Consider the following 18,540-nt stretch of genomic DNA (forward strand, 5'->3'; position numbering starts at 1 on the left):
GGTCCTGGTCGAGGCCGGGGTGCTGGAAGCGCGGGGCAAGCAGGAGGCCAAACAGCGGTTCCTTCAGCTCGTCGGTGAGGGCTGGTCCTCGGCTCGCGCCGCGCGCGAGGTGGGGATCCACCCGCGTACCGCGCAGGACTGGCATCGGGGCGTCCGTAAGTCCAACGGGACGCGGGCCTACCCCGACGGGACGGTCGTGGACTCGAGTTCGGGGACCCGATACAAGACCTCCATGATCAAAGAGGCCGAAGCTGCTGCGATCAGCAGCCGGTACCTGTCACTGCAGGACCGGCTGGCGATCGCCGACGGGTTGATCAACAAGCAGTCCGTCACCGAGATCGCCGCGCGGCTGGGCAAGCACAAGTCGACGGTCTCCCGCGAGGTCAGCGGCCGCTCGGTCGAGGGCGTCTACCTGCCGTATCAAGCCCACCAGGCCGCCGCCGCCAGACGAACCTGGCCGAAGCCGTCCAAGCTGGTAGAACACACCGCGTTACGGGAGCAGGTCGAACACGGTCTGGAACGGAAGTTGTCTCCCGAGCAGATCTCCCGCAGGCTCGTCAAGGACTTCCCCGACGACGAGAGCATGCGCGTGAGTCACGAGACGATCTACCAAGCGCTCTACTTCCAGGCCCGCGGCGGGCTCAAACGCGAGGTCCAGAGCGCGCTGCGAACCGGCCGGACCCGCCGCAAGCCCCACCGGCAGCCCGGCCAGCGGCAGCACCGATTCGTGCAGGAGATGGTGATGATCTCCGACCGGCCCGCCGAGGTCGAGGACCGGGCCGTGCCCGGCGCCCGGGGAGATCCAGTCAGCCGAAACTTGCGGGAATTTCACCTTCTCGCAAGTTGCCAAGATTCGTCGCGACGCAACAGATCTTAATTATTGAATTTGAATTTCTAGAAAATCGAAAATGCTAGAGTCTGAGCGTGACGACTGAGATGGGCGGACGTAATGTGCGGGGCTCGCATCCGAAGCGGAGAGGATGACCGCGTGAAGTCCGGTCTCCCTAGAAGCCGCGCACGCCAAGTGGAACCGGGCATGCCGTTGGCGTGGCGCAGCGCCACGAGCGCTGACGACGGAGGCGGTGATAGCGCATGATGTGCCGATGATGAGGATCGAGACACCGTGGGGTCCCTGGGAGGCCGCGCCGCTTGGCGAGGTAGTCACGCTGATGCGCGGGCTGGCGACGCCGTGGTGGGTGGCCGGCGGCTACGCCATCGAGCTGGCCGTGGGTCATGCGTACCGCGAGCACGGGGACGTCGATATCGCGCTGCTGCGCCGGGACCAACTCGCGGTGCGGCGGCTGCTGGACGGCTGGGACGTACACGCCGCGGTCGTGCCCCAGACGCTGCGGCCATGGGCGCTTGGCGAGGTGTTGCCCGAACAGGCGCACGACATCTGGGTACGCGAGCATCCGGACGGCCCCTGGCGGTTCCAGCTCATGCTGGACGAGGCCGACGACGAGGAATGGATCTTCCGGCGTGATCCTCGGATCCGCCGCCCGCCGGCCGGGTTGACCGTCGAGCAGGATGGTTTCCGGAGGATCGTCCCGGAGGTGCAATTGCTCTACAAGTCCAAGGGACTGCGGCCGAAGGACGAGGCCGACTTCGAGGCGGTCCTGCCGCTGTTGGGCGAGGGGGAGCGGCGCTGGCTGGCGGAGGCGCTGGAGATCGAGCACACCACGCATCCCTGGCGCGAGCGCCTTGCGTCAGACGCACCAGACGCGCCCGATGGGCCCGATGGGCCTGATGACGTGCGGCGTCGTGAAATCGCGTGATTCTGCGCGTAAGGCCGCAGCCGACGTCTCGTTCCGCGAAATCCGCCACTTCACATGAGAAGGCAAGACCAGTGACCATCCCGGATACACAGGGCGAGCGGCAGGGCAGCGCTCGACAGATCAGCACAGAAGCCACAGTGGTTACGCCGTGTTTGCACTGTGGTGCCCCGATCGAGCAGCGGCGGGGGAGGGGGCGGCCCAAGGCGTACTGCCCTGAGGGCGACTGCCAGGCCGCCGCCAAGCGTGAGCGGGAGATGCGGCGCGCGACCCCCGGGCTGGAGGGGGCGCTGGCGCGGGCCGAGCAACTGTACGACCGGATGGAGAACGGGCTGGCCGCCGCCATCGAGCCACTGGCCAGGGCGCTGGCCCAGGAACTGAGTCCGGCCGGGGTCGAGGCGAAGCTGAGCGCCGTACAGGCTGAGGCGCACACGCGGGTCGCCATCGCGCGTACCGAGCGGGAGCAGGCATTCGAGCAGGTACGGCTGTCGCGAGAGGCCGCCGAGCACGCGCGCAGGGAGGCCGGCGTGATGCGGCTGCGCGTGGAGGAGGCCGAGGCCGAGCGGGATACGGCGCAGGCTGACGGTGAGCGGGCTCGCGAGCAGGCACTGGCCGCGCTGCGGGAGGCGGCCAGCACCGAGCGGCAGGCTCTGCAGTCGGCCGAGGAGGCCGGGCGCCGGGCCGATCTGGCCGAGCGGCAGGCCGATGAGGCGGTACGGCGGGCGGAGCTGACCGAGCGGGCCAGGGATCAGGCGCTCCAGGAGCTGGCGGAGCGGGTCGAGGCCGCCGATGGGCGGGCCGCTGAAGCGCAAGCGCAGGCCGTACGGGCTGAGACAGCGGCAGAGGCTCGGGTGGTACGCGCCGAGAAGGAGGCGCAGGCGCAGGTCGTACAGGTGCGGAAAGAAGCCGAAGCCCGCGCCGTACGGGCGGAAAAGGACGGGCAGGCGCGAGCCGAACAGGCCCGGAAGGAGGCGGCGGCGGCGCGGGCGGAGAGTGATCGCGCACGTGAGGAGGCGGCGGAAGCCAGGCGGGCCAGGCAGCTGGCCGAGCGGGACTTGGCCGCGGCCGAGGCCAGGGCGGAGGCGGCCGGACAGGAGCGGGAACGGGCCGTCGCCCGAGCGGAGAGCGCCGAACGTGCCGCGGCCGAGGCGCAACGAGACCGCGCCGTCGCCCTGAACGACGCGGCGAAGGCTCGGGAACTGGCCGCCGCGGAGATCGCCCAGGCGCGCGAGACGGCGCAGGGTGCGGTGGAGGAGCGGGATCGGTTGCGAGGGGAGCTACGGCTGGAGCGGGCTCGGCTGGAGGACGCCCGTGTTCAGCTGGAGGCGGCTCGGGCGGAGGCCACCCAGCTGCGGGAGCGGGCGGTCGCGGCGGAGCTGCGCGCGGGCTGAGGTCTGGCCGGCGCCCCGGGGCTGCGCCATCCGATCAGGCACGGGCCCTTCTCCACTGCCGGAACTCGACCTGATCGCCGAGAACGGCGCCGGCCCGAACGCGATCCTACGGCGTGCCGGGAAGCCGGACCGTGACCAAGAGACCGCCGTTGGGGCTGGGGGCGAGGTCGAGGGTCCCGTCGTGGGCGCGGACGATGGTGTGCACGATGGCCAGGCCGAGGCCGACGCCGGCGTGCTCGTCGGTGCGTACGCGTTCTGTTCCGCGCTGGAACGGTTCGATGAGGGTCGGTATGAGTTCCGGTGGGAGCGGGCGACCCGTGTTCTCGACCCGCAGCACGCTCGTGTCGCCGTGCGCCTCGGTGTGGACTGTCACGGCGCCGTCGGCGGGGAGGTTGTGGACGATGGCGTTCTGGACAAGGTTCGTCACCATCCGCGACAGGAGCTCGGCGGAGCCGCTGGTCTGGGCGGCCTCGCCGGTGACATCCAGCGTGATCCGGCGCTGTTCGGCGAGGGGGAGCAGCGTTTCGGCGGCTTCTTCGGCGATGAGGGAGAGGTCGACGCTCACGCGGGTGAAATTTCCGCGGCCGCCGCGGCTGAGCAGCAGGAGGGCCTCGGTGAGGTCGATCGCCCGCGTGTTGGCGGCGTGCAGGCGTTCGATGAGTTCGTTCCGGTCCTGAGTGGGGTCCTTGCGGGCGACGTCGAGCATCGTCCGCGAGATCGCCAGCGGGGTACGCAGTTCGTGGGAGGCGTTCGCGGCGAACCTCTGCTGCTCGGCGACGTGAGACTCGAGTTGTTCGAGCATCGAGTCGAACGCGTCGGAGTGTTCACGGAATTCGTCCTGGCGGCCCTTCATGCGAATCCGGTGGGACAGCGACCCGTTCGCGGCCATCCGTACCGCATCGGTGATCTGTGTGAGTGGTGCGAGCATGCGGCCGGCGAGAATCCACCCTCCCACGAGCCCGAACACCAGCAGGAACACCAGCGCTTGGGCCGCCCGCGGAGCGAAGGCCCGCAGGAGGTCGTCGCGGGTGGGATTTCGAAGGAGTGGTATGTGGGATCCGAGTGGGTTGGGGGCGAGACTTCCACGTGGTGGGTCGGGTACGTAGCGCAGGAGGAACACCCACACAGTGGCGAGCAGCAGGATACCCGCGAGCATGAGGAATCCGGCGTAGCTGAGGGTGAGTTTGAGGCGGACACTCAAGCCAGGCGCCCTATTCACGGCCTCCTCCCTCGCGTGCGGTGTCGGGTGCTGTGTCGATGCGGTAGCCGGCCCCGGCAACCGTCGCGATGATCCCGGGTTCGCCGAGCCGTTTGCGCAGTGCCGACACAGTGATGCGCACGGCGTTGGTGAACGGGTCGGCGTTCTCGTCCCATGCCCGCGCCAAGAGTTCTTCGGCGCTGACGACACCCCCTTCGGCGGCGACGAGAACCTCGAGTACGGCGAACTGCTTCCGGGTGAGCGCGACGTAGCGGCCGTCGCGGTAGACCTCGCGGCGGAACGGATCCACACGCAGACCCGCGATCTCCCGCACGGGTGGCCTGCTGTGGGCGCGCCTGCGGTCGAGCGCCCTGATACGGAGCACCAGCTCTTGGAGCTCGAAGGGCTTCGTGAGGTAGTCGTCGGCGCCGAGTTCGAACCCTGAGGCCTTGTCGTCGATCCGGTCGGCGGCGGTGAGCATGAGGATGGGCATGCCGCTGCCGGAGGCGACGATGCGGGTGGCGATCTCGTCGCCGGAGGGGCCCGGGATGTCGCGGTCAAGGACCGCGATGTCGTAGGCGTTGATGCCCAGCATTTCCAGCGCGGTGTCGCCGTCGCCGGCGATGTCGGCGGCGATCGCCTCCAGTCGCAGACCGTCACGGACGGCTTCTGCCAGATGGGGTTCGTCCTCGACGATCAGTACGCGCATGCCTGAAGACTATGACCACACTGGGCTCAGCCTGCCGGTGCCGGCACGGGGCGAGACTGGTCCGACGGCACCTCCGCCGTGGTGCGCCACCAGGGGCGCGCCGCCAGCGCGGCCAGGGCGGCGCCGGCGGCGTTGACCAGTACGTCATCCACCGAGGACACCCGGTCCAGCCGCAGAACGTACTGTGCGGTTTCGACCAGGACCGAGCAGCTCGCCCCGAGCGCCAGGATTCGTGGCACGGACGCCAGCGCCGCGAAACGCATCGGAGCGAAGAACCCCAGCGCCGCGAAGATCAGCAGGTTGGCGCCGATCCCGAAAAATCCCATCGTGAGCAGGTCTCGCAGCGGGACCAGGCTCACCCGGCCGGGGACGATGCCGGCCCCCGGACCCGGCATCATGGTCATCCATACGAACGGCACCGTCCCGTAGACCAGGCCCACCTCGGCCAGCGACATCCGCCACGCCGAGGGGAGGCCGGCGGCACACCGGCGGCGCGCCAGAGCCCACACCACCAGCGCGGCCAACGGCAGCGCGACCAGCGTCATGAGCACCACACCGTTCTCGGTGTCGAAGCAGCCGTGCCACCGCCCGGCCATGCACCGCGGAGCGGACATCATGAGCGGCCGCCGCACCACGAACGCGGCGCACGCCAGGCCGAGGATCGCCAGACTCAGGAGCACGATCCTGCGCCTACGGCGGGACTGTGCTGACAGGGAGTTCATGCGTTCATCGAAGCCGGAGGGCCGTTGCGGTGGCGTATGCGGTTTTCCATACATCCGCGATACACGCCTGGCCGGCTCGATCCAGCTGGGGCGCCCTGTCGATGTCGACCCCCGCATCTTCGATCGCGCGCAGCTGCCGGGCGGAGATGCGCGTCTCGATGGTGACCGGCGGCGATGACGCCGCCGCGCGGCAGGGTGACAGGCGTCGGCGGCTACGGTGCGGGATGAGAGCGGGCGACGGCCAGGGTGGGCGCGGTGACGTACTCGGCGAGCGCCGTGGCCGGCGCGGCCGGATGACGGACGGTGAAGGGCCAGGGCAGGCCAACGTGCCGGCCGAGGCCAAGGAACTGAAGGCCGAGTTGGCCGGGATGCTGCCGTTCGCGCCGATCGCCTCGCTGCTGATCGAGCTGGATGTGCGCACGCATTTCCTGGACTGCTTCACTCACGCCGGAGGCCGCAAGCAGGCCCGCTCGGCCGATCTCAAGCGCAACATCCTCAGCGTCTTGATCGCCAACGCGACGAATTTGGGGTTGGCCAGGATGGCGGAGGCCTGCGGCATCCCGTACGACGTGCTGCGCTGGACGCAGGAGTGGTACGTGCGGGAGGAGACACTGCGCGAGGCCAACACCTGCATCGTCAACCACCACCACGGGCTGGATCTGTCGAAGGTGTTCGGCGGCGGCACCATGTCCAGCTCAGATGGCCAGCGCTTCCCAGTGCGCGGCAAGAGCACGACCGCCCGGGACATGACCATCCACGGCGGCCAGGTGCTGTCTTCCTACACGCACGTGTCCGACCAGCACTCCACGTTCGGCACGAAAATCATCGTGCCGAACGCCCGCGAGGCGCACTTTGTGCTGGACGACTTCCTGGGCAACGCCACCGACCTACCGCTGTTCGAACACGCGACCGATACCCACGGCGTCACCTTAATCAACTTTGCCCTGTTCGACCTGGTGGGCAAGCTGCTCTCCCCGCGCATCCGCGACCTCGGCAAGATCACCCTGATCCGGGACGAGACGCCCACGGACACGGTCAAGCGCTACCCGCACGCTGGCCCCCTGCTGAGCGCCCGCTGGAACGAAGACCTCATCACCGAGTGCTGGCCCGACCTGCTGCGCATGGCCGGGTCGCTGAAATACGGCCAGGCCCACCGCCTCGCTGGTGGTGGGCAAATGGTCGGCCGCCTCCCGGCAGAACACCCTGGCCGCGGCGTTGAAGGAATGGGGCATGCTGCGCCGTACGCTGCACGCGGCGAAGTATCTGTCTGACCCGGCCTACCGCCGCAAGATCGCCCGCCAGCTGAACAAGGGCGAGAGCCTGCACGCGCTGCGGCGGGACCTGCACTACGCCCAGCAGGGCGCCATCACCAAGCCAGCCTTGGCCGATCAGACGGACCAGGCGTGGTGTTTGACCGTTTTGACCAACTCTGTCATCGCGTGGACAACCGAGTACTACTCCCTGGCCGTACGGCAGCTTCGGGCGGCTGGCCGGGACATTCCCGACGAACTGCTGGCCCACATCTCCCCGGCACACAGCGAGAACGTCAACTTCTTCGGCGTGATCACCGTGGACGTGGAGGCGGAGCTGGCCAAGCTGGACGGTGGCGGCTGGCGGCCGTTGCGGCTGACGGCGGACGCGAGTCTGATGTGATCGCTCAGGGGCTGATGTAGGTCATCAGGGTCAGGAGCTGGAGCACGCCGCAGGCGAAGGCCATGTTCTCGTCGTGCAACGCCACGGTGCGGCCGGTTCGGGCGAGGCCTGGTATGAGGGCGGCGATATCTGCCGAGCGCACCTGATGCAGGTCGACCTCGATGTCGAGCGAGCGCGGAACCGATATGGGTGGCGAAGACGGCCACTGACCGGGCCGCGGGCGCGCGGGCAACTTCTTGACCCTGTGGACCGTTAGGGCAAAGCAGACGTGCGGTAGGTCACCCGATATACGGGATGTGATGTCGGGAGGAAGACGATGGTGGCACCTCCGCCGGGGTCGGTGTTCTACATCGCCAGCCGGATCCAGCCGAACACTTCTGTGCAGCCCTATATGCTCGCGATCGAGGGGGACGCCACGGCGCCCGGAGCGCCCATCATCCTCTACCCGCAGGAGACAAGCCAGAGCCAACTGTGGACGATGACCGCCGACGGGCACATCATCAGCCAATTGAACGCGTGCGCGATCACGTGGGACGAGACCCAGAGCCTGCTCGTGACCCAGCAGGAGGGCGACCCCTCTTACCCGTGTCAGCTCTGGACCATCACCGACGACGGATACATCGAGAACCAGTCAGTGAACGGCGAGGTGCTCTCCGCGCCCGATCGCTACGGGTGGGGGAGAGGGACACTCGCTCTGGCCTCGCCCTCAGGCGCCGATCCGTGGGGGCAGCAGCACTGGACGCTCCTGGCATCGACGGCTCCGCCGGTCACGATCATGAAGCCCAGGTGGGTCTATTTCCAGAGCGCGCTCCAGGACGCCGACGGCAACACCTGCGTGCTCAACGTTAAGGGGGGCTCGACCACTCCCGGCGCCCAGGTGATCGTATGGCCGCTGGGCACCGGCGTCGGGAACAATGAGCTGTGGCAGGTTACGCAGGACGGGCGCATTCTGAGCCGGCAGGGCGGCGGTCTCATCCTGGCGCTGGGCTCGCCCTTCGACGGCGGCGGCAACTACACGGACGTGGACGCGTACCCGGACGGTATGACGGGATACTGGGACCTTTACACGCCGAACGAGATCCGCAACGCCTCATCCGCGAACTGCCTGGTCCCCTCCGGCATGACCGGGGGCCCGGGAGTCCTGACCGACGGAGACCCCGTCCTGGCGGCGCCGGGCACCTCCAGCGCGGCCTACACGTGGTACGCCGTCCCTTCCGCGCCTTTGGACGCGGTCCTGACGCAGCCCCTGGTACCGTTCCTGGAATTCACCGGCGAGGAGGCCCAGGCGTACACCGCTATCTGCCAAGGGCTCGGCGTCACCTCGCTGCGCGCTGAGTACTGCAACCTCGACCGCACCCTTTCCGACTACGGCTACCAGATCGCGACATGGACGCAGCCGCCCGAAGGCATCTCGCAGGATTCCTGGGACGCGGTTCGGCACCAGCTCACCACCGAGATCCAGTACGCCGACGCCACCCGCGACCTGTTCGCCAACTACCAGGAATTCCAGCTCGCCCTGTTCACCAACAACGACCAGCTCACCCAGGAGCTCATCTCCGACGCGGGGATCAGCGAGGGGACGAACGAGCCGATCGTCGGCGGAGTTATCCTTGCGGTCTTCGAGGGCCTGCTCTACACCGGGCTGAGCGCCGCCGGGGATGGGTTCGCGGTCGCGGCGAACCTGATGGAGATGGGCGTCAGCGTCGCCCTGGCCGCCTCGTCCGACGGTTCCGGCAGCATCTCGCCCGACCCGTTCCAGGTGACAGTCTCCGAACTCTGGAACGAGCTGAACAAGAACTACACCGCCGTGCTGAGCTCCATGGGCGACATGGAGCTCGCGATCCTGCAGGACTGGGGAAAGATGCAGAGCGTCTTCCAGTTGACGGAGAAGCCGAGCGGGGGCGACTCGCTGTACTGGGGCCCGACCACGACAGCGGACGCGGTCAAGGCCGCGACCCCGGGTTACAAAGCCTCCGTCATGCAGATGCTGCTGCCGTCGAAGTACCAGATCTACACGTCGTCGAACGGTTACCACCCGAGCGACATCCCCGGCTACGCACAGTGGTACGACTCGCAAGGGGTCCTGTACTGGATCGCGGCCATCGGCAATCCGCAGGAGTATCCGGGCTCCCAGGCCATGCAGCAGGACGTCTGGGACAACGGCGTGCGGCAGTCGGACTTCTTCCTGTCGGCCGCGGGCTGGGCCTTTCCCATGACCACGGACCAGGTGGACTGGTTCGGCTCCTACGGCTACAGCCGGTTCACCTTCACTAATCAGACGCCCGACGACGTGCAGGTGCAGGGGAATTGCGTGAGCGTCCAAAGACCCCCGTATACCTTCACCGTCGGCCCATACCAGAGCAGCTGGGTGGACATGGCCCCCGGCGTCTACCGGGTCACGGCCGGCGACCTGGAGAACACGCTCCTGCGCGGGGACTTCCAGCTGTCCGTGCAATGCACCAGCGTTTACTACCCCCCGAAGATCTGGATCAGCGAACAGTCCTCGACGTCCGGCTGCGCTCTCACGCCAGCGCTCTGCAACCAAGGGCTCGGCTGGTACCAGGGAGTGCACGCCGGGGCGTACGCTGGCGGGTCGGCCCAGATCGGCCTGGTCAAGACCTGATCCCGCGCGGGGGTACGGCTATCGCCATGCTGCTCGGCCGCACCGACATCGACCTCCGAGGTTGCCTGGCCGCCGCCGTGAGGATACCCCAGGGGTTGATACCTAGGAACAGCCGCTGGCGGCGAGGATGATCTTGGGTGAGATGTGGAAAGGATCTTCGCCGCGGCGAGGCAGGTTACTCAGCGTGTTGCTTGGTCGCGGCGCCGACGGGCAGCGCGGATCTCAGCAGCTGCGTCGTCTCGGTGGAGGCGTGGCCCAGGCGGCGGCGAACGGCCTCGATGGACACCCCGGCGTTGATGAGCTCGGTGGCGTGGGCATGCCGGAGTTGGTGGATGTCGATCTCGACACGTGCGATGGTGCAGTAGGTCTGCCAGCGGTGGTGGGCGGCGTCGTAGGACAGCGGCCCGGCGGCGCCGTTGATGGAGGCGCGGAACAGCGGTCCGGCGGCGTAGCCGGCGCGGGTCAGGTAGAGCTTGAGCAGGCTGACGTAGCCGCGGTCGTCGAGCAGCACAGTACGCACGCTGCCGCCCTTGCCGCAGATGCGCACGTGTTCGTCGTCCAGGCGCAGGTCGAGGTCCTCGACATGCAGGCCGCACACCTCCGAGGCGCGGGCTCCGCACACGTAAGCGGTCTCGAACAGCACCCGATCGCGCAGCCGGTCCAGCGGCAGATCCTTACGCGGCCGCCGCGAGCAGATCACGGCCAGGACCTTGGCGACATCGGCAGCCGCCGCCGGGCGCGGCAGATTTTTTGGCACCTTGACGGTGTCGATCCGGTCCATCGGGTTGGCGGCCAGGAGGTCGTGGCGGACCGCCCACTTGCAAAAGGAAGCGATGGCGGCGCGCTTACGCTTTCGGCTGGCCGGCGCCAGATCGGCGAGCTCGGCCAGGTAGGCGCGGATCGGCGTCGCGGTCAGCTCGCCGATCTCCTCGCCGTGGTGGGCGGCGAAGGCGATCAGGTCGCCGCGGTAGGCGCGCCGGGTGTGGGCGGAGGCGCCGGCGTTGGCCAGGTCGGTAAGGAAGTCGTTCAGGTGTGCCGCGAGCGGGTGGGCGCGGCCGAGCTGCTCGACGATGACCGGATCCACCGGGGTCGCCCTCCCTGATCCGCCAGGTTGCCAGATAACCGGGAAACGAAGCGTGCGCGCTGGACGACGACCGCCCAGCTCGCGCTACGCCCGTGATCACTATCTTGCCAGATAACAACAGTTATCTGAGAACCCGTCGCGCCCTGGCCCCTCACGCCGCCCACCGCCTGGGCGATTGCTCCGCCGGCGCAATCGGCTCCCACCCCTGGATACGCGCAGAGGACCTCCCCTGGCTGGGTGATGTCATCGCGTCTGCGGCCAGCTTCGTATGAACTGACGCAGCCGTGTGATGTCGCGCTGTTCGGTGTCGACGGAGCGCTGCCATGCCTGGCGAGCAGCGGGGTCGAACTGGGCGTGCACCATGAGGTGTTCCTTTCCTACGTGCCGGCCCGCACCACGGCGGGCACAGTGGACTCGAACGGTCGGGTGACCAGACCGCCGGACGGCGGCCTGGAGAAGAGGGGCAGGGCGGCTCAGGCCGCGAGGGCGGCGGATGAGCCCGTGCCGGGGTCGAGTTGGTCGACCGCGCCGGTGGCAATGTCGTAGACCCAGCCACGCAGCGTGAGCGTCTTCGCCGCCAGGCCCCGGCCGACGCAAGGATGCGTCGCCAGGTTCGCGAGCTGGGCGATCACGTTGCTCCGTACCAGAACGCTCACCTTGTCCTCCCCGGCCCCGGGCTCGGCACTGGCTGCGCGCGCCGCACGGGCCAGGGAGGCGTCCGCGTGTCGCAGCCAGTGGGCGACGGCCGGCAGGGCGGTGAGGTCGTGGTCGTCGGCCAAAGCGGTCATCGCGCCGCAGGCGGAATGACCGCAGACGACGATGTCGGGACACGCCCAGGACGGCGACGGCGTACTCGATGCTGGCCGCCACTCCGTCGGCGCCGGGGTGGTAGGCGGGGACGAGGTTGCCGGCGGTTCGGATCACGAAAAGGTCCCCGGCTCGCTCCCTGTGATCAGCTCGGGGACGACGCGAGCGTCCGAGCAGCCGATGAACAGCGTGTGCGGCGTGTGGTTCGTGGCCAAGTGGGCGAACAGGTCTACCTTGGCCGGGAGAACATCCCGCTGAAAACGCGCAACGCCCGCGGCGAGGTCTCGCATGGGCCACTCCCTTCGGTGGTGCGTCCTCAGAAGCCGAGATCGCTGAGGCCGGGGTGGTCGTCGGGACGGCGGCCCAGCGGCCAGAAGTACTTGCGCTCGGATTCGGCGATGGGGAGGGTGTTGATGGAGGCGTGGCGGGTGTGCATCAGGCCGTGCTCGTCGTATTCCCAGTTCTCGTTACCGTAGGAGCGGTACCAGTTCCCGGCGTCGTCGCGGTGCTCGTAGGCGAAGCGCACGGCGATGCGGTTGCCGTCGTAGGCCCACAGCTCCTTGATCAGCCGGTAGTCGAGCTCGGTGTTCCACTTGCGGGTCAGCAACGCGACGATCTCGTCTCGGCCCGTGGCGAACTCCGAGCGGTTGCGCCAGCGGGAGTCCACCGTGTAGCCCAGCGACACCTTCTGTGGGTCGCGGGTGTTCCACGCGTCCTCGGCCAATCGGGCCTTTTGGATGGCGGTCTCCCGGGTGAACGGCGGCACCGGCGGGCGGGTCATGTCAGCCATGTCGACTCAACTCCTTCGAACTCTGGGGACTCACCGCAGGTACGGTGAGCCCTGGAAACATCGGAGAACGTTCGTTCTCTCGACTACCTGCTAGAGTAGAGAACGTTGGTTCTCCGCGCAAGGGGGCACAGATGGTGGATCGGGAAGCGGCACGGGAACGGGTGCTCGACGCAGCCCAGGAGCTGTTCTACAGCCGGGGCATCCAGGCGGTCGGGATGGATGCGGTACGAAACGCCTCCGGGGTGTCTCTCAAGCGCCTCTACCAGCTGTTCCCCTCCAAGGAAGCGCTCGTGCTGGAATTCCTGCAGCAGCGGGATTCACGGTGGCAGCGGGCTCTCGCCAACTACGTCGAGGCGCAGCCGACGCCCGAGGAGCGGATCGCCGCGGTGTTCGACTGGCTGCACAAGTGGTTCTGTGAGCCGGATTACCGCGGATGCGCCTTCATCAACTCCTTCGGCGAGCTGGGCGCGGTCTCGCCCGAGATCGCCGAGCAGGCCCAGCACCACAAGAGGGCCTTCCACGACTACCTCGCCCGGCTCGTGACGGCATCTGGGCGGCCCGCCAAACTGGCCGATCAGCTCGCGCTCCTCGCCGAAGGAGCGATCACCACCGCAGCAATCTTCGGCACACCCGAAATCGCACACCAGGCACGAGACGCTGCGTGCCTCCTGATACACGCGCATCCCGGCCCTGATCTCCCAGAACTGCGGCGATGACAAGTAGCTGAGGGTGGCGCTCAAGCCGCCCGGGTTGGCGGCAGTGGCGATAGGGGAGCCCGGCAAGGGGTTTGTTTCATAGGTGACTACCTATGAAACGACCCGGCCCGCGGACTCGGCTGCTGTCAGCGCTTGGCGGCGATGCGGTCGATTGCCGAGGCGAGCGGTGCAAAGACCTGATCGATCAGCGCATCCAGGCTCTGGGCCCCGTCGCCATCCGCCCAGCTGCGCAGCGCGGTCTGGAACGCGGTGAGCGTGAGCCCGGCGGCAAGGGACGGATACAGGCCGGCTTCGGCGTCCGTTCTGGCGCGTTGGGCGAGGATGCCGGCCATCTCCTGCTGCCAGTGGGACTGCCGCTCCAAGAGCCGGGCCAGCAGGGCCGGAGTGCCGAGGATCAGCTGGGCGATGCGCAGCGCCTTGGCGGGATCGTCCCCGCCGATGTGGGTGAACACCCTCAGGGCCTGGCGCAGTGCAGCAGCGGGCGGCTCGCTGGCGGGGCGGGCACGCAGCTCCGCGCACAGCTGAGTACCGGCTTCGGCGAGCTTGTGGACCACTACGTCTTCCTTGGACTGGAAGTAGCGCGAGAACGTACGCCGCGACATGCCCACCGCCGCGACGATCTGGTCGACGGTCGTCTCCTCGAACCCCTGCGAGGCCAGTAGCGCGAAGGCGGCCTCGGCCAGCTCGTCGCGCACCAGTCGGCGCTTGCGCGTCGTATGAATGTGAGCGCTCAAGCATGGACTGCCGAGAGCATTCCGGATCAGACGGGCCGGACCTTCGTGGTCACCGGCGCCAACAGCGGCCTCGGCCTGGCCACCACCCGGCAGCTCGCCCGGCGCGGCGCTCACGTGGTGATGGCCGTGCGCAACCTGGACCGGGGCCGGGCAGCCGCCGCAGGGATCACGGCCGCCCAGCCGGATGCCGACCTTGAGGTGCGCTGCCTGGACCTGGCCGACCTGGACTCGGTCGCGGCCTTCGCCTCCGCCGCCCACGCCGACGGCCTCCGTATCGACGTCCTGGTCAACAACGCCGGGGTGATGGCACCGCCCCGCAGTCTCAGCCCGCAGGGTCATGAGTCGCAGTTCGCCGCCAATCACCTGGGCCACTTCGCCCTGACCGGACTGCTGCTGGACCTGCTCCAGCGCGGCCGGGATCCCTGCGTGGTCACCGTCACCTCCATCGTGCACCACGGCGGATTCATCCACTTCGACGACCTGTCCGGCGCGAAGAAGTACGCGCGCGTGGAGTTCTACGACCAGTCGAAGTTCGCCAACGTCCTGTTCGGTCTCGAACTCGACCGGCGCCTGCGCTCGGCCGGCAGCCGTGTCACCAGCGTGCTCGCGCATCCCGGCGTCTCGGCCACCGGCCTGCAGACCAGCGGCCCGACCGGTTGGATGAAGCTGGCCGGCGCCCTGGTCCACCGGTTCTTCGCCCAGGACGTCGAACAGGGTGTGCTACCCCAGCTGTATGCGGCGACCGCGGCCGGCGTCGAGGGCGGGCAGCTGTACGGCCCCGACGGCTGGCGGGAATTGCGCGGCCGCCCCACCGTCGTGCGCCCCGACCCCAACGCCGAGGACCCGACCACCGCGGGCCGGTTGTGGGAAGTGTCCGAAGACCTGACCGGCGTCTCCTACGCCTTCCCCGCCTCGGCATGAGCGGCACCCGGCGCCGACCGGTCAGGAGCCCGGAGCCTCGGCGGCGCGCTCGCGATTGGCCCGGATCTCGTCGTGGTGGTCGGCGGCCCAGCCGATCAGCGAGGTGACGATCTGGTGTAGGTCGCGGCCGAGCGGGGCGAGGGTGTACTCGACGCGCGGGGGGACCTCGGCGTAGGCGGTGCGGATGATCAGGCCGTCCTGCTGGAGCTGGCGAAGGGTGAGGCTGAGCATGCGCTGGGAGATGCCGGGGACCTGGCGTTGCAGGTCGGTGTAGCGCAGCGGTCCGGACTCCAGGACCGCGATGATCAGCAGGCTCCACTTGTCGCCGACGCGGTCGAGGGTCTGGCGGATGAAGTCCATGTGCTCGGCAGGGATGGCCGCGCACGGTCCGACCGCCGCTGCTGCCGTCACCTCTGCTCCGTCGGCTGTCTCCATGACGCACATTCCTCTCCGGCACGCACACCGGTGTGCCTTTTGTATCGCTTTCCATGCTGGTCCATCATGGCGTTACGCACAAGTTGTAAGAAATGGAGGTGCGTGATGAAGGTGGCTATTTGGGCCGAGGTGACCTGCCCCTGGTGCGGCCTGGGGAACCACCGGGTGGCCAAGGCCATCGAGCGGTTTGAGCACGCGGACGAGGTGGAACTGGTCCACCACTCGTTCCCGCTCAGCAGCGGCTTCCCCGAGGGGGACACCTTCTCCGTCCGCGAGGCCCTGCTCCGCCGGCACGGTATGGGCGGCAGCCAGGCCGAGACCTCGACCCGGCGGATCGAGAGGCTCGCCGAGAGCGAGGGGCTGACCCCGTACCAGGTGCTGGACAACCAGGTCGGCAACACCGATCTGGCGCACGAGTTCCTCGCCCATGCCAGCGCCCAGGGCAAGAACCGCGAGGCCTGGGACGCGATCTTTACCACCTACTTCGGCAGGGCCGAACCGGTCTTCTCCCTGGACGACCTCCTGGGGCTCTCCGACGAGCTCGGCCTGGACCGCGAGCAGACCCGCCAGGCCCTCACCGAGCGCCGCTACCGCCGGCAGGTCCGCGACGACGCGGCCCGCGCCCAGCGCTTGGGGGCGACCGGCGCGCCGTTCATCGTCGTCGACGACCGCTACGGCGTGCCCGGCGCCCAGGACAGCGACAGCCTCCTTGAGCTGCTGCGCAAGGTGTGGGACGACAGCCACCCCCTCACCCTCGCCGACCACGCCGGCGATGCCCCAGTCTGCGGACCGGACGGCTGTGCCGTCCCCGAGCGCGCCTGATCCCGGCTGCCCTCAGGCAGCCGCGGACATCCGCCGTCCGCGACGGCTCAGCACCACGACACCCACCATCCGACGCTGGAAAGGCTCAGAACCCTCATGTCGCACGACGAGGCGCGCCGCCTGGGCTCTGCCCTGACCGGTCGGCTGGCTGCCTGATCCACCCCTGAACTGCGCGAAAGGCATTTGATCACCATGAGTGACCTCCTCGTCTTCGGCGGCAGCGGCCGCACCGGCGCTCACGTGCTGGCGTACGCGGCTCAGCGCGGCCACCGCGTCCGCGCCCTCGTCCGCAACCCCGACAAGGTGCAGGCACCGGCCGGCGTCGAGCTGATCCAGGGCAGCCCCGCGAACATCGACGACATCCGCCGGGCTGCCGAAGGCACCGAGGCGGTGATCAGCGTGCTGAACAACGGCCGCGCCTCCGACAACCCTTGGGCCAAGCCGGTCAGCCCGCCGATGTTCATGACCGCCGCCGCCCGCCACACTCTCACCGTCATGGCCGAGCAGGGCATCCGCCGCATCGTTCTGACGTCCACGCAGGGCGCGGGCGACGACTGGGCCCGGCTCAACCCGCTGGTCAAGGCATTCATCAAGCTGTCGAACATCAAGGCAGGCTTCGCGGACCACACCGGCGTCGACCAGGTCATCCGCGCCTCGTCCGGCATCGACTGGACCCTGGCCCGCGCCGTAACCCTGACCGACAAGCCCGCCGGTGGCCCGGTGCGGGCCGCCGAGGCGGGCACCGAAAAGCCCGGCGCACGGATCAACCGCGCCGACCTCGCCCAGTTCCTCGTCCAGACGATCGAGGACGACACATGGACCCGCAAAGTGCCCCTGGTCTGGAACACCCGCGGCTGACCTGTCCCGCCAGGCCGCGGGTGGTCCCCTCATCAGCAGGAACCCTCCGCCTCACGTCCAGGCCACTGCTCACCGCCGCCCCGCGCTGGCCCAGCTGCGCACCGAACACCCGGGCCTGTCCTGCCACACTCTCGGCGGCCACTTCCGCGACTCCGAGCCGTTCTGGACCGCCGCCGGCCAGGGCGTGCCCGGCCGCTACACCCAGCGCGAGATCTGTCCTCACCTCACCGGGTGAACCACACCATCAGGACCAGCCGCGCCCGAAACGCCGGGCCGCCACGACAATTCCACGACAGCCAGGCCCGCCCGACGCCGGCCGTTGAAACGGACCCCTGTTTTTCGAGAAAAACGTCCCGTGACCGAGGACCACGGCTCCACCGAGCGCTTCACCGTCTCCATCGCCGTCCTGGTCCTGCTGCTGCAGCAAAGCCGCCGGCAGCAGGCCGGCCTGGTACTGGCGCAGGTGCCGGCCCCGCTGGAACGCATCCTGTCGATCACCAGCCTGCGCACCACATTCCAGATAGCACCGTCACTCGAACAGGCCATCCAGACCGTGACCGTGACACGGGCCGTGACACCCGCCTCGGGGCCCTCGCCCAAGCCGCTGGAAGCAGGCGGCTGACCACCCCGTTCCTGGCCGTCACGACCAGGATTGCTCCGGCCGCAACGGCAGGGGCTCACTCGCGCGGGAGAACCCCGCTGAACGCCGGATTCCGTTCCAAGTAGCCAGCCACCCGGACCCACCGCCTCGGCACCCAGCCAACTGGCGTCGTGGCCTGCTTCCTCACCGCGATGAGCTTGCGGTAGGCCGCCGCCGTGTTCGGGATGACCTCGGCGACGGCGAGGCGGGTAGAGGCACTGCCGCAGTGTCACTCCGCCCTCGTAAGCGGTGCTGGCCAGACGGGCCTGCTCGACGACCTCAACCCACTTGATACGGCCCGGGTACATGTACCGGCTATTCCCGAAACGAGGCTTTCCCTTGCCGGGCCATCAGAGGGACCCGCGCATCAGTGCAGGTCAGCGATATCCGACCAAAATTTCCCCAGGACTACAGACACCCCGTGCTGGCCCAGCGGCGACGACGCGGCATCCGAGGAGTTCAGCGCTCTGGCTCCGCAGGCCGTCACCGTGCCGGTCAAACGCGGTCTCGGCCGGCACGCGGCCGACGGCGTGCACCCCGACGAAGCGCACGATCTCCTGCAGCGCGGTGCTGGCCAGGGGATGCGGTTGCGCGCCACCAGAGCGCCGACCTCGGCGCCGCAGCCGCTCGTTGGGCGCGTTGCCCGTCAAGGACAGCATGTACAT

General features: G+C 68.7%; 21 protein-coding genes and 2 pseudogenes. 12 read left to right on the top strand and 11 right to left on the bottom strand.

Annotated features, from left to right (window positions below):
- Positions 1 to 19: 19 nt before the first annotated feature.
- From AB0J16_RS35855 to AB0J16_RS35865, 3 genes are all read left to right on the top strand, one after another.
- Positions 20 to 877, top strand: a complete 858-nt coding sequence (locus AB0J16_RS35855; RefSeq protein ID WP_358547941.1) for an IS30 family transposase — start codon at positions 20 to 22, stop codon at positions 875 to 877.
- Positions 878 to 1,103: 226 nt separating this feature from the next.
- Complete coding sequence (locus tag AB0J16_RS35860) at positions 1,104 to 1,775, top strand: amino acid transporter (protein WP_358547943.1); 672 nt, start codon at positions 1,104 to 1,106, stop codon at positions 1,773 to 1,775.
- A gap of 152 nt (positions 1,776 to 1,927) precedes the next feature.
- Positions 1,928 to 3,163 carry a hypothetical protein gene (locus AB0J16_RS35865; RefSeq protein WP_358547946.1) on the top strand — a complete coding sequence of 412 codons (1,236 nt, stop codon included), beginning with the start codon at positions 1,928 to 1,930 and terminating at the stop codon, positions 3,161 to 3,163.
- Positions 3,164 to 3,269: 106 nt separating this feature from the next.
- Here AB0J16_RS35865 and AB0J16_RS35870 read toward each other — a convergent pair whose 3' ends face one another.
- From AB0J16_RS35870 to AB0J16_RS35880, 3 genes are read right to left on the bottom strand one after another with little or no spacing between them, the layout of a single operon-like run.
- Entirely contained in the window at positions 3,270 to 4,364 is a 1,095-nt protein-coding gene (locus AB0J16_RS35870; protein ID WP_358547949.1) for a HAMP domain-containing sensor histidine kinase, read from the bottom strand.
- 10 nt (positions 4,365 to 4,374) lie between these two features.
- Positions 4,375 to 5,070: a response regulator transcription factor gene (locus AB0J16_RS35875; protein WP_358547952.1), complete on the bottom strand. Its 696-nt coding sequence runs from the start codon at positions 5,068 to 5,070 to the stop codon at positions 4,375 to 4,377.
- A gap of 26 nt (positions 5,071 to 5,096) precedes the next feature.
- Positions 5,097 to 5,750 carry a VanZ family protein gene (locus tag AB0J16_RS35880; protein ID WP_358547955.1) on the bottom strand — a complete coding sequence of 218 codons (654 nt, stop codon included), beginning with the start codon at positions 5,748 to 5,750 and terminating at the stop codon, positions 5,097 to 5,099.
- Positions 5,751 to 5,893: 143 nt separating this feature from the next.
- On the opposite strand from AB0J16_RS35880, the gene AB0J16_RS35885 reads away from it, so the two are divergent.
- Positions 5,894 to 7,063, top strand: coding sequence for a Tn3 family transposase (locus AB0J16_RS35885; RefSeq protein ID WP_358547958.1), 1,170 nt, complete (start codon positions 5,894 to 5,896; stop codon positions 7,061 to 7,063).
- A complete protein-coding gene (locus AB0J16_RS35890) occupies positions 6,960 to 7,445 on the top strand; it encodes a Tn3 family transposase (protein WP_358547961.1) in 486 nt (161 codons plus the stop codon). Before AB0J16_RS35885 ends, AB0J16_RS35890 begins: the two co-directional genes overlap by 104 nt.
- A 4-nt stretch (positions 7,446 to 7,449) precedes the next feature.
- Here AB0J16_RS35890 and AB0J16_RS35895 read toward each other — a convergent pair whose 3' ends face one another.
- Positions 7,450 to 7,677: a hypothetical protein gene (locus AB0J16_RS35895; protein WP_358547964.1), complete on the bottom strand. Its 228-nt coding sequence runs from the start codon at positions 7,675 to 7,677 to the stop codon at positions 7,450 to 7,452.
- 84 nt (positions 7,678 to 7,761) lie between these two features.
- Here AB0J16_RS35895 and AB0J16_RS35900 point away from each other — a divergent pair, with 84 nt between their 5' ends.
- A complete protein-coding gene (locus AB0J16_RS35900) occupies positions 7,762 to 10,068 on the top strand; it encodes a ricin-type beta-trefoil lectin domain protein (RefSeq protein WP_358547967.1) in 2,307 nt (768 codons plus the stop codon).
- Between the two features lie 175 nt (positions 10,069 to 10,243).
- Here the strand turns inward: AB0J16_RS35900 and AB0J16_RS35905 are convergent, their stop codons facing one another.
- The 5 genes and pseudogenes from AB0J16_RS35905 to AB0J16_RS35925 all read right to left on the bottom strand — a co-directional run bounded on the left by AB0J16_RS35905 (position 10,244) and on the right by AB0J16_RS35925 (position 12,740).
- Positions 10,244 to 11,152, bottom strand: coding sequence for a tyrosine-type recombinase/integrase (locus AB0J16_RS35905; protein ID WP_358547969.1), 909 nt, complete (start codon positions 11,150 to 11,152; stop codon positions 10,244 to 10,246).
- Positions 11,153 to 11,625: 473 nt separating this feature from the next.
- Positions 11,626 to 11,973: a carbonic anhydrase gene (locus AB0J16_RS35910; RefSeq protein ID WP_358548405.1), complete on the bottom strand. Its 348-nt coding sequence runs from the start codon at positions 11,971 to 11,973 to the stop codon at positions 11,626 to 11,628.
- Between the two features lie 55 nt (positions 11,974 to 12,028).
- A pseudogene (locus AB0J16_RS35915) lies at positions 12,029 to 12,076 on the bottom strand (hypothetical protein); the annotation flags it as partial.
- Complete coding sequence (locus AB0J16_RS35920; RefSeq protein WP_358547972.1) at positions 12,073 to 12,249, bottom strand: hypothetical protein; 177 nt, start codon at positions 12,247 to 12,249, stop codon at positions 12,073 to 12,075. The gene AB0J16_RS35920 and the pseudogene AB0J16_RS35915, both read right to left, overlap by 4 nt.
- 26 nt (positions 12,250 to 12,275) lie before the next feature.
- The gene (locus AB0J16_RS35925; RefSeq protein WP_358548408.1) at positions 12,276 to 12,740 is read right to left on the bottom strand and encodes a nuclear transport factor 2 family protein; all 465 of its coding nucleotides are present in this window, start codon (positions 12,738 to 12,740) and stop codon (positions 12,276 to 12,278) included.
- A 140-nt stretch (positions 12,741 to 12,880) separates the two neighbouring features.
- Between AB0J16_RS35925 and AB0J16_RS35930 the strand changes: the two genes are divergently transcribed.
- Positions 12,881 to 13,465, top strand: coding sequence for a TetR/AcrR family transcriptional regulator (locus AB0J16_RS35930; protein ID WP_358547974.1), 585 nt, complete (start codon positions 12,881 to 12,883; stop codon positions 13,463 to 13,465).
- Positions 13,466 to 13,590: 125 nt separating this feature from the next.
- On the opposite strand, the gene AB0J16_RS35935 is transcribed toward AB0J16_RS35930, so the two are convergent.
- Positions 13,591 to 14,160 carry a TetR family transcriptional regulator gene (locus tag AB0J16_RS35935; RefSeq protein WP_358547977.1) on the bottom strand — a complete coding sequence of 190 codons (570 nt, stop codon included), beginning with the start codon at positions 14,158 to 14,160 and terminating at the stop codon, positions 13,591 to 13,593.
- Between the two features lie 27 nt (positions 14,161 to 14,187).
- Between AB0J16_RS35935 and AB0J16_RS35940 the strand changes: the two genes are divergently transcribed.
- Positions 14,188 to 15,120 carry an oxidoreductase gene (locus AB0J16_RS35940; RefSeq protein ID WP_358547980.1) on the top strand — a complete coding sequence of 311 codons (933 nt, stop codon included), beginning with the start codon at positions 14,188 to 14,190 and terminating at the stop codon, positions 15,118 to 15,120.
- Between the two features lie 21 nt (positions 15,121 to 15,141).
- Here AB0J16_RS35940 and AB0J16_RS35945 read toward each other — a convergent pair whose 3' ends face one another.
- Positions 15,142 to 15,555: a helix-turn-helix domain-containing protein gene (locus tag AB0J16_RS35945; protein ID WP_358547983.1), complete on the bottom strand. Its 414-nt coding sequence runs from the start codon at positions 15,553 to 15,555 to the stop codon at positions 15,142 to 15,144.
- A gap of 105 nt (positions 15,556 to 15,660) precedes the next feature.
- On the opposite strand from AB0J16_RS35945, the gene AB0J16_RS35950 reads away from it, so the two are divergent.
- The 4 genes and pseudogenes from AB0J16_RS35950 to AB0J16_RS35965 all read left to right on the top strand — a co-directional run.
- Entirely contained in the window at positions 15,661 to 16,377 is a 717-nt protein-coding gene (locus AB0J16_RS35950) for a DsbA family oxidoreductase (protein ID WP_358547986.1), read from the top strand.
- 192 nt (positions 16,378 to 16,569) lie between these two features.
- Positions 16,570 to 17,235 (top strand): NAD(P)-binding oxidoreductase, encoded by a 666-nt coding sequence (locus AB0J16_RS35955; protein ID WP_358547989.1) that lies wholly within the window; start codon positions 16,570 to 16,572, stop codon positions 17,233 to 17,235.
- Between the two features lie 355 nt (positions 17,236 to 17,590).
- The gene (locus AB0J16_RS35960) at positions 17,591 to 17,857 is read left to right on the top strand and encodes a hypothetical protein (RefSeq protein WP_358547992.1); all 267 of its coding nucleotides are present in this window, start codon (positions 17,591 to 17,593) and stop codon (positions 17,855 to 17,857) included.
- Positions 17,858 to 18,060: 203 nt separating this feature from the next.
- A pseudogene (locus AB0J16_RS35965) lies at positions 18,061 to 18,465 on the top strand (M55 family metallopeptidase); the annotation flags it as partial.
- Between the last annotated feature and the right edge of the window lie 75 nt (positions 18,466 to 18,540).

Source organism: Nonomuraea sp. NPDC049750 (genome assembly GCF_040659625.1).
Taxonomy (GTDB): Bacteria; Actinomycetota; Actinomycetes; order Streptosporangiales; family Streptosporangiaceae; genus Nonomuraea.

Coding starts and splice junctions, on each gene's coding strand:
- AB0J16_RS35860 (WP_358547943.1), top strand. CDS start 1,104: ATGATGAGGATCGAGACACCGTGGGGTCCCTGGGAGGCCGCGCCGCTT.
- AB0J16_RS35875 (WP_358547952.1), bottom strand. CDS start 5,070: ATGCGCGTACTGATCGTCGAGGACGAACCCCATCTGGCAGAAGCCGTC.
- AB0J16_RS35885 (WP_358547958.1), top strand. CDS start 5,894: ATGTCGACCCCCGCATCTTCGATCGCGCGCAGCTGCCGGGCGGAGATG.
- AB0J16_RS35900 (WP_358547967.1), top strand. CDS start 7,762: ATGGTGGCACCTCCGCCGGGGTCGGTGTTCTACATCGCCAGCCGGATC.
- AB0J16_RS35920 (WP_358547972.1), bottom strand. CDS start 12,249: ATGCGAGACCTCGCCGCGGGCGTTGCGCGTTTTCAGCGGGATGTTCTC.
- AB0J16_RS35925 (WP_358548408.1), bottom strand. CDS start 12,740: ATGACCCGCCCGCCGGTGCCGCCGTTCACCCGGGAGACCGCCATCCAA.
- AB0J16_RS35930 (WP_358547974.1), top strand. CDS start 12,881: ATGGTGGATCGGGAAGCGGCACGGGAACGGGTGCTCGACGCAGCCCAG.
- AB0J16_RS35945 (WP_358547983.1), bottom strand. CDS start 15,555: ATGGAGACAGCCGACGGAGCAGAGGTGACGGCAGCAGCGGCGGTCGGA.
- AB0J16_RS35950 (WP_358547986.1), top strand. CDS start 15,661: ATGAAGGTGGCTATTTGGGCCGAGGTGACCTGCCCCTGGTGCGGCCTG.
- AB0J16_RS35955 (WP_358547989.1), top strand. CDS start 16,570: ATGAGTGACCTCCTCGTCTTCGGCGGCAGCGGCCGCACCGGCGCTCAC.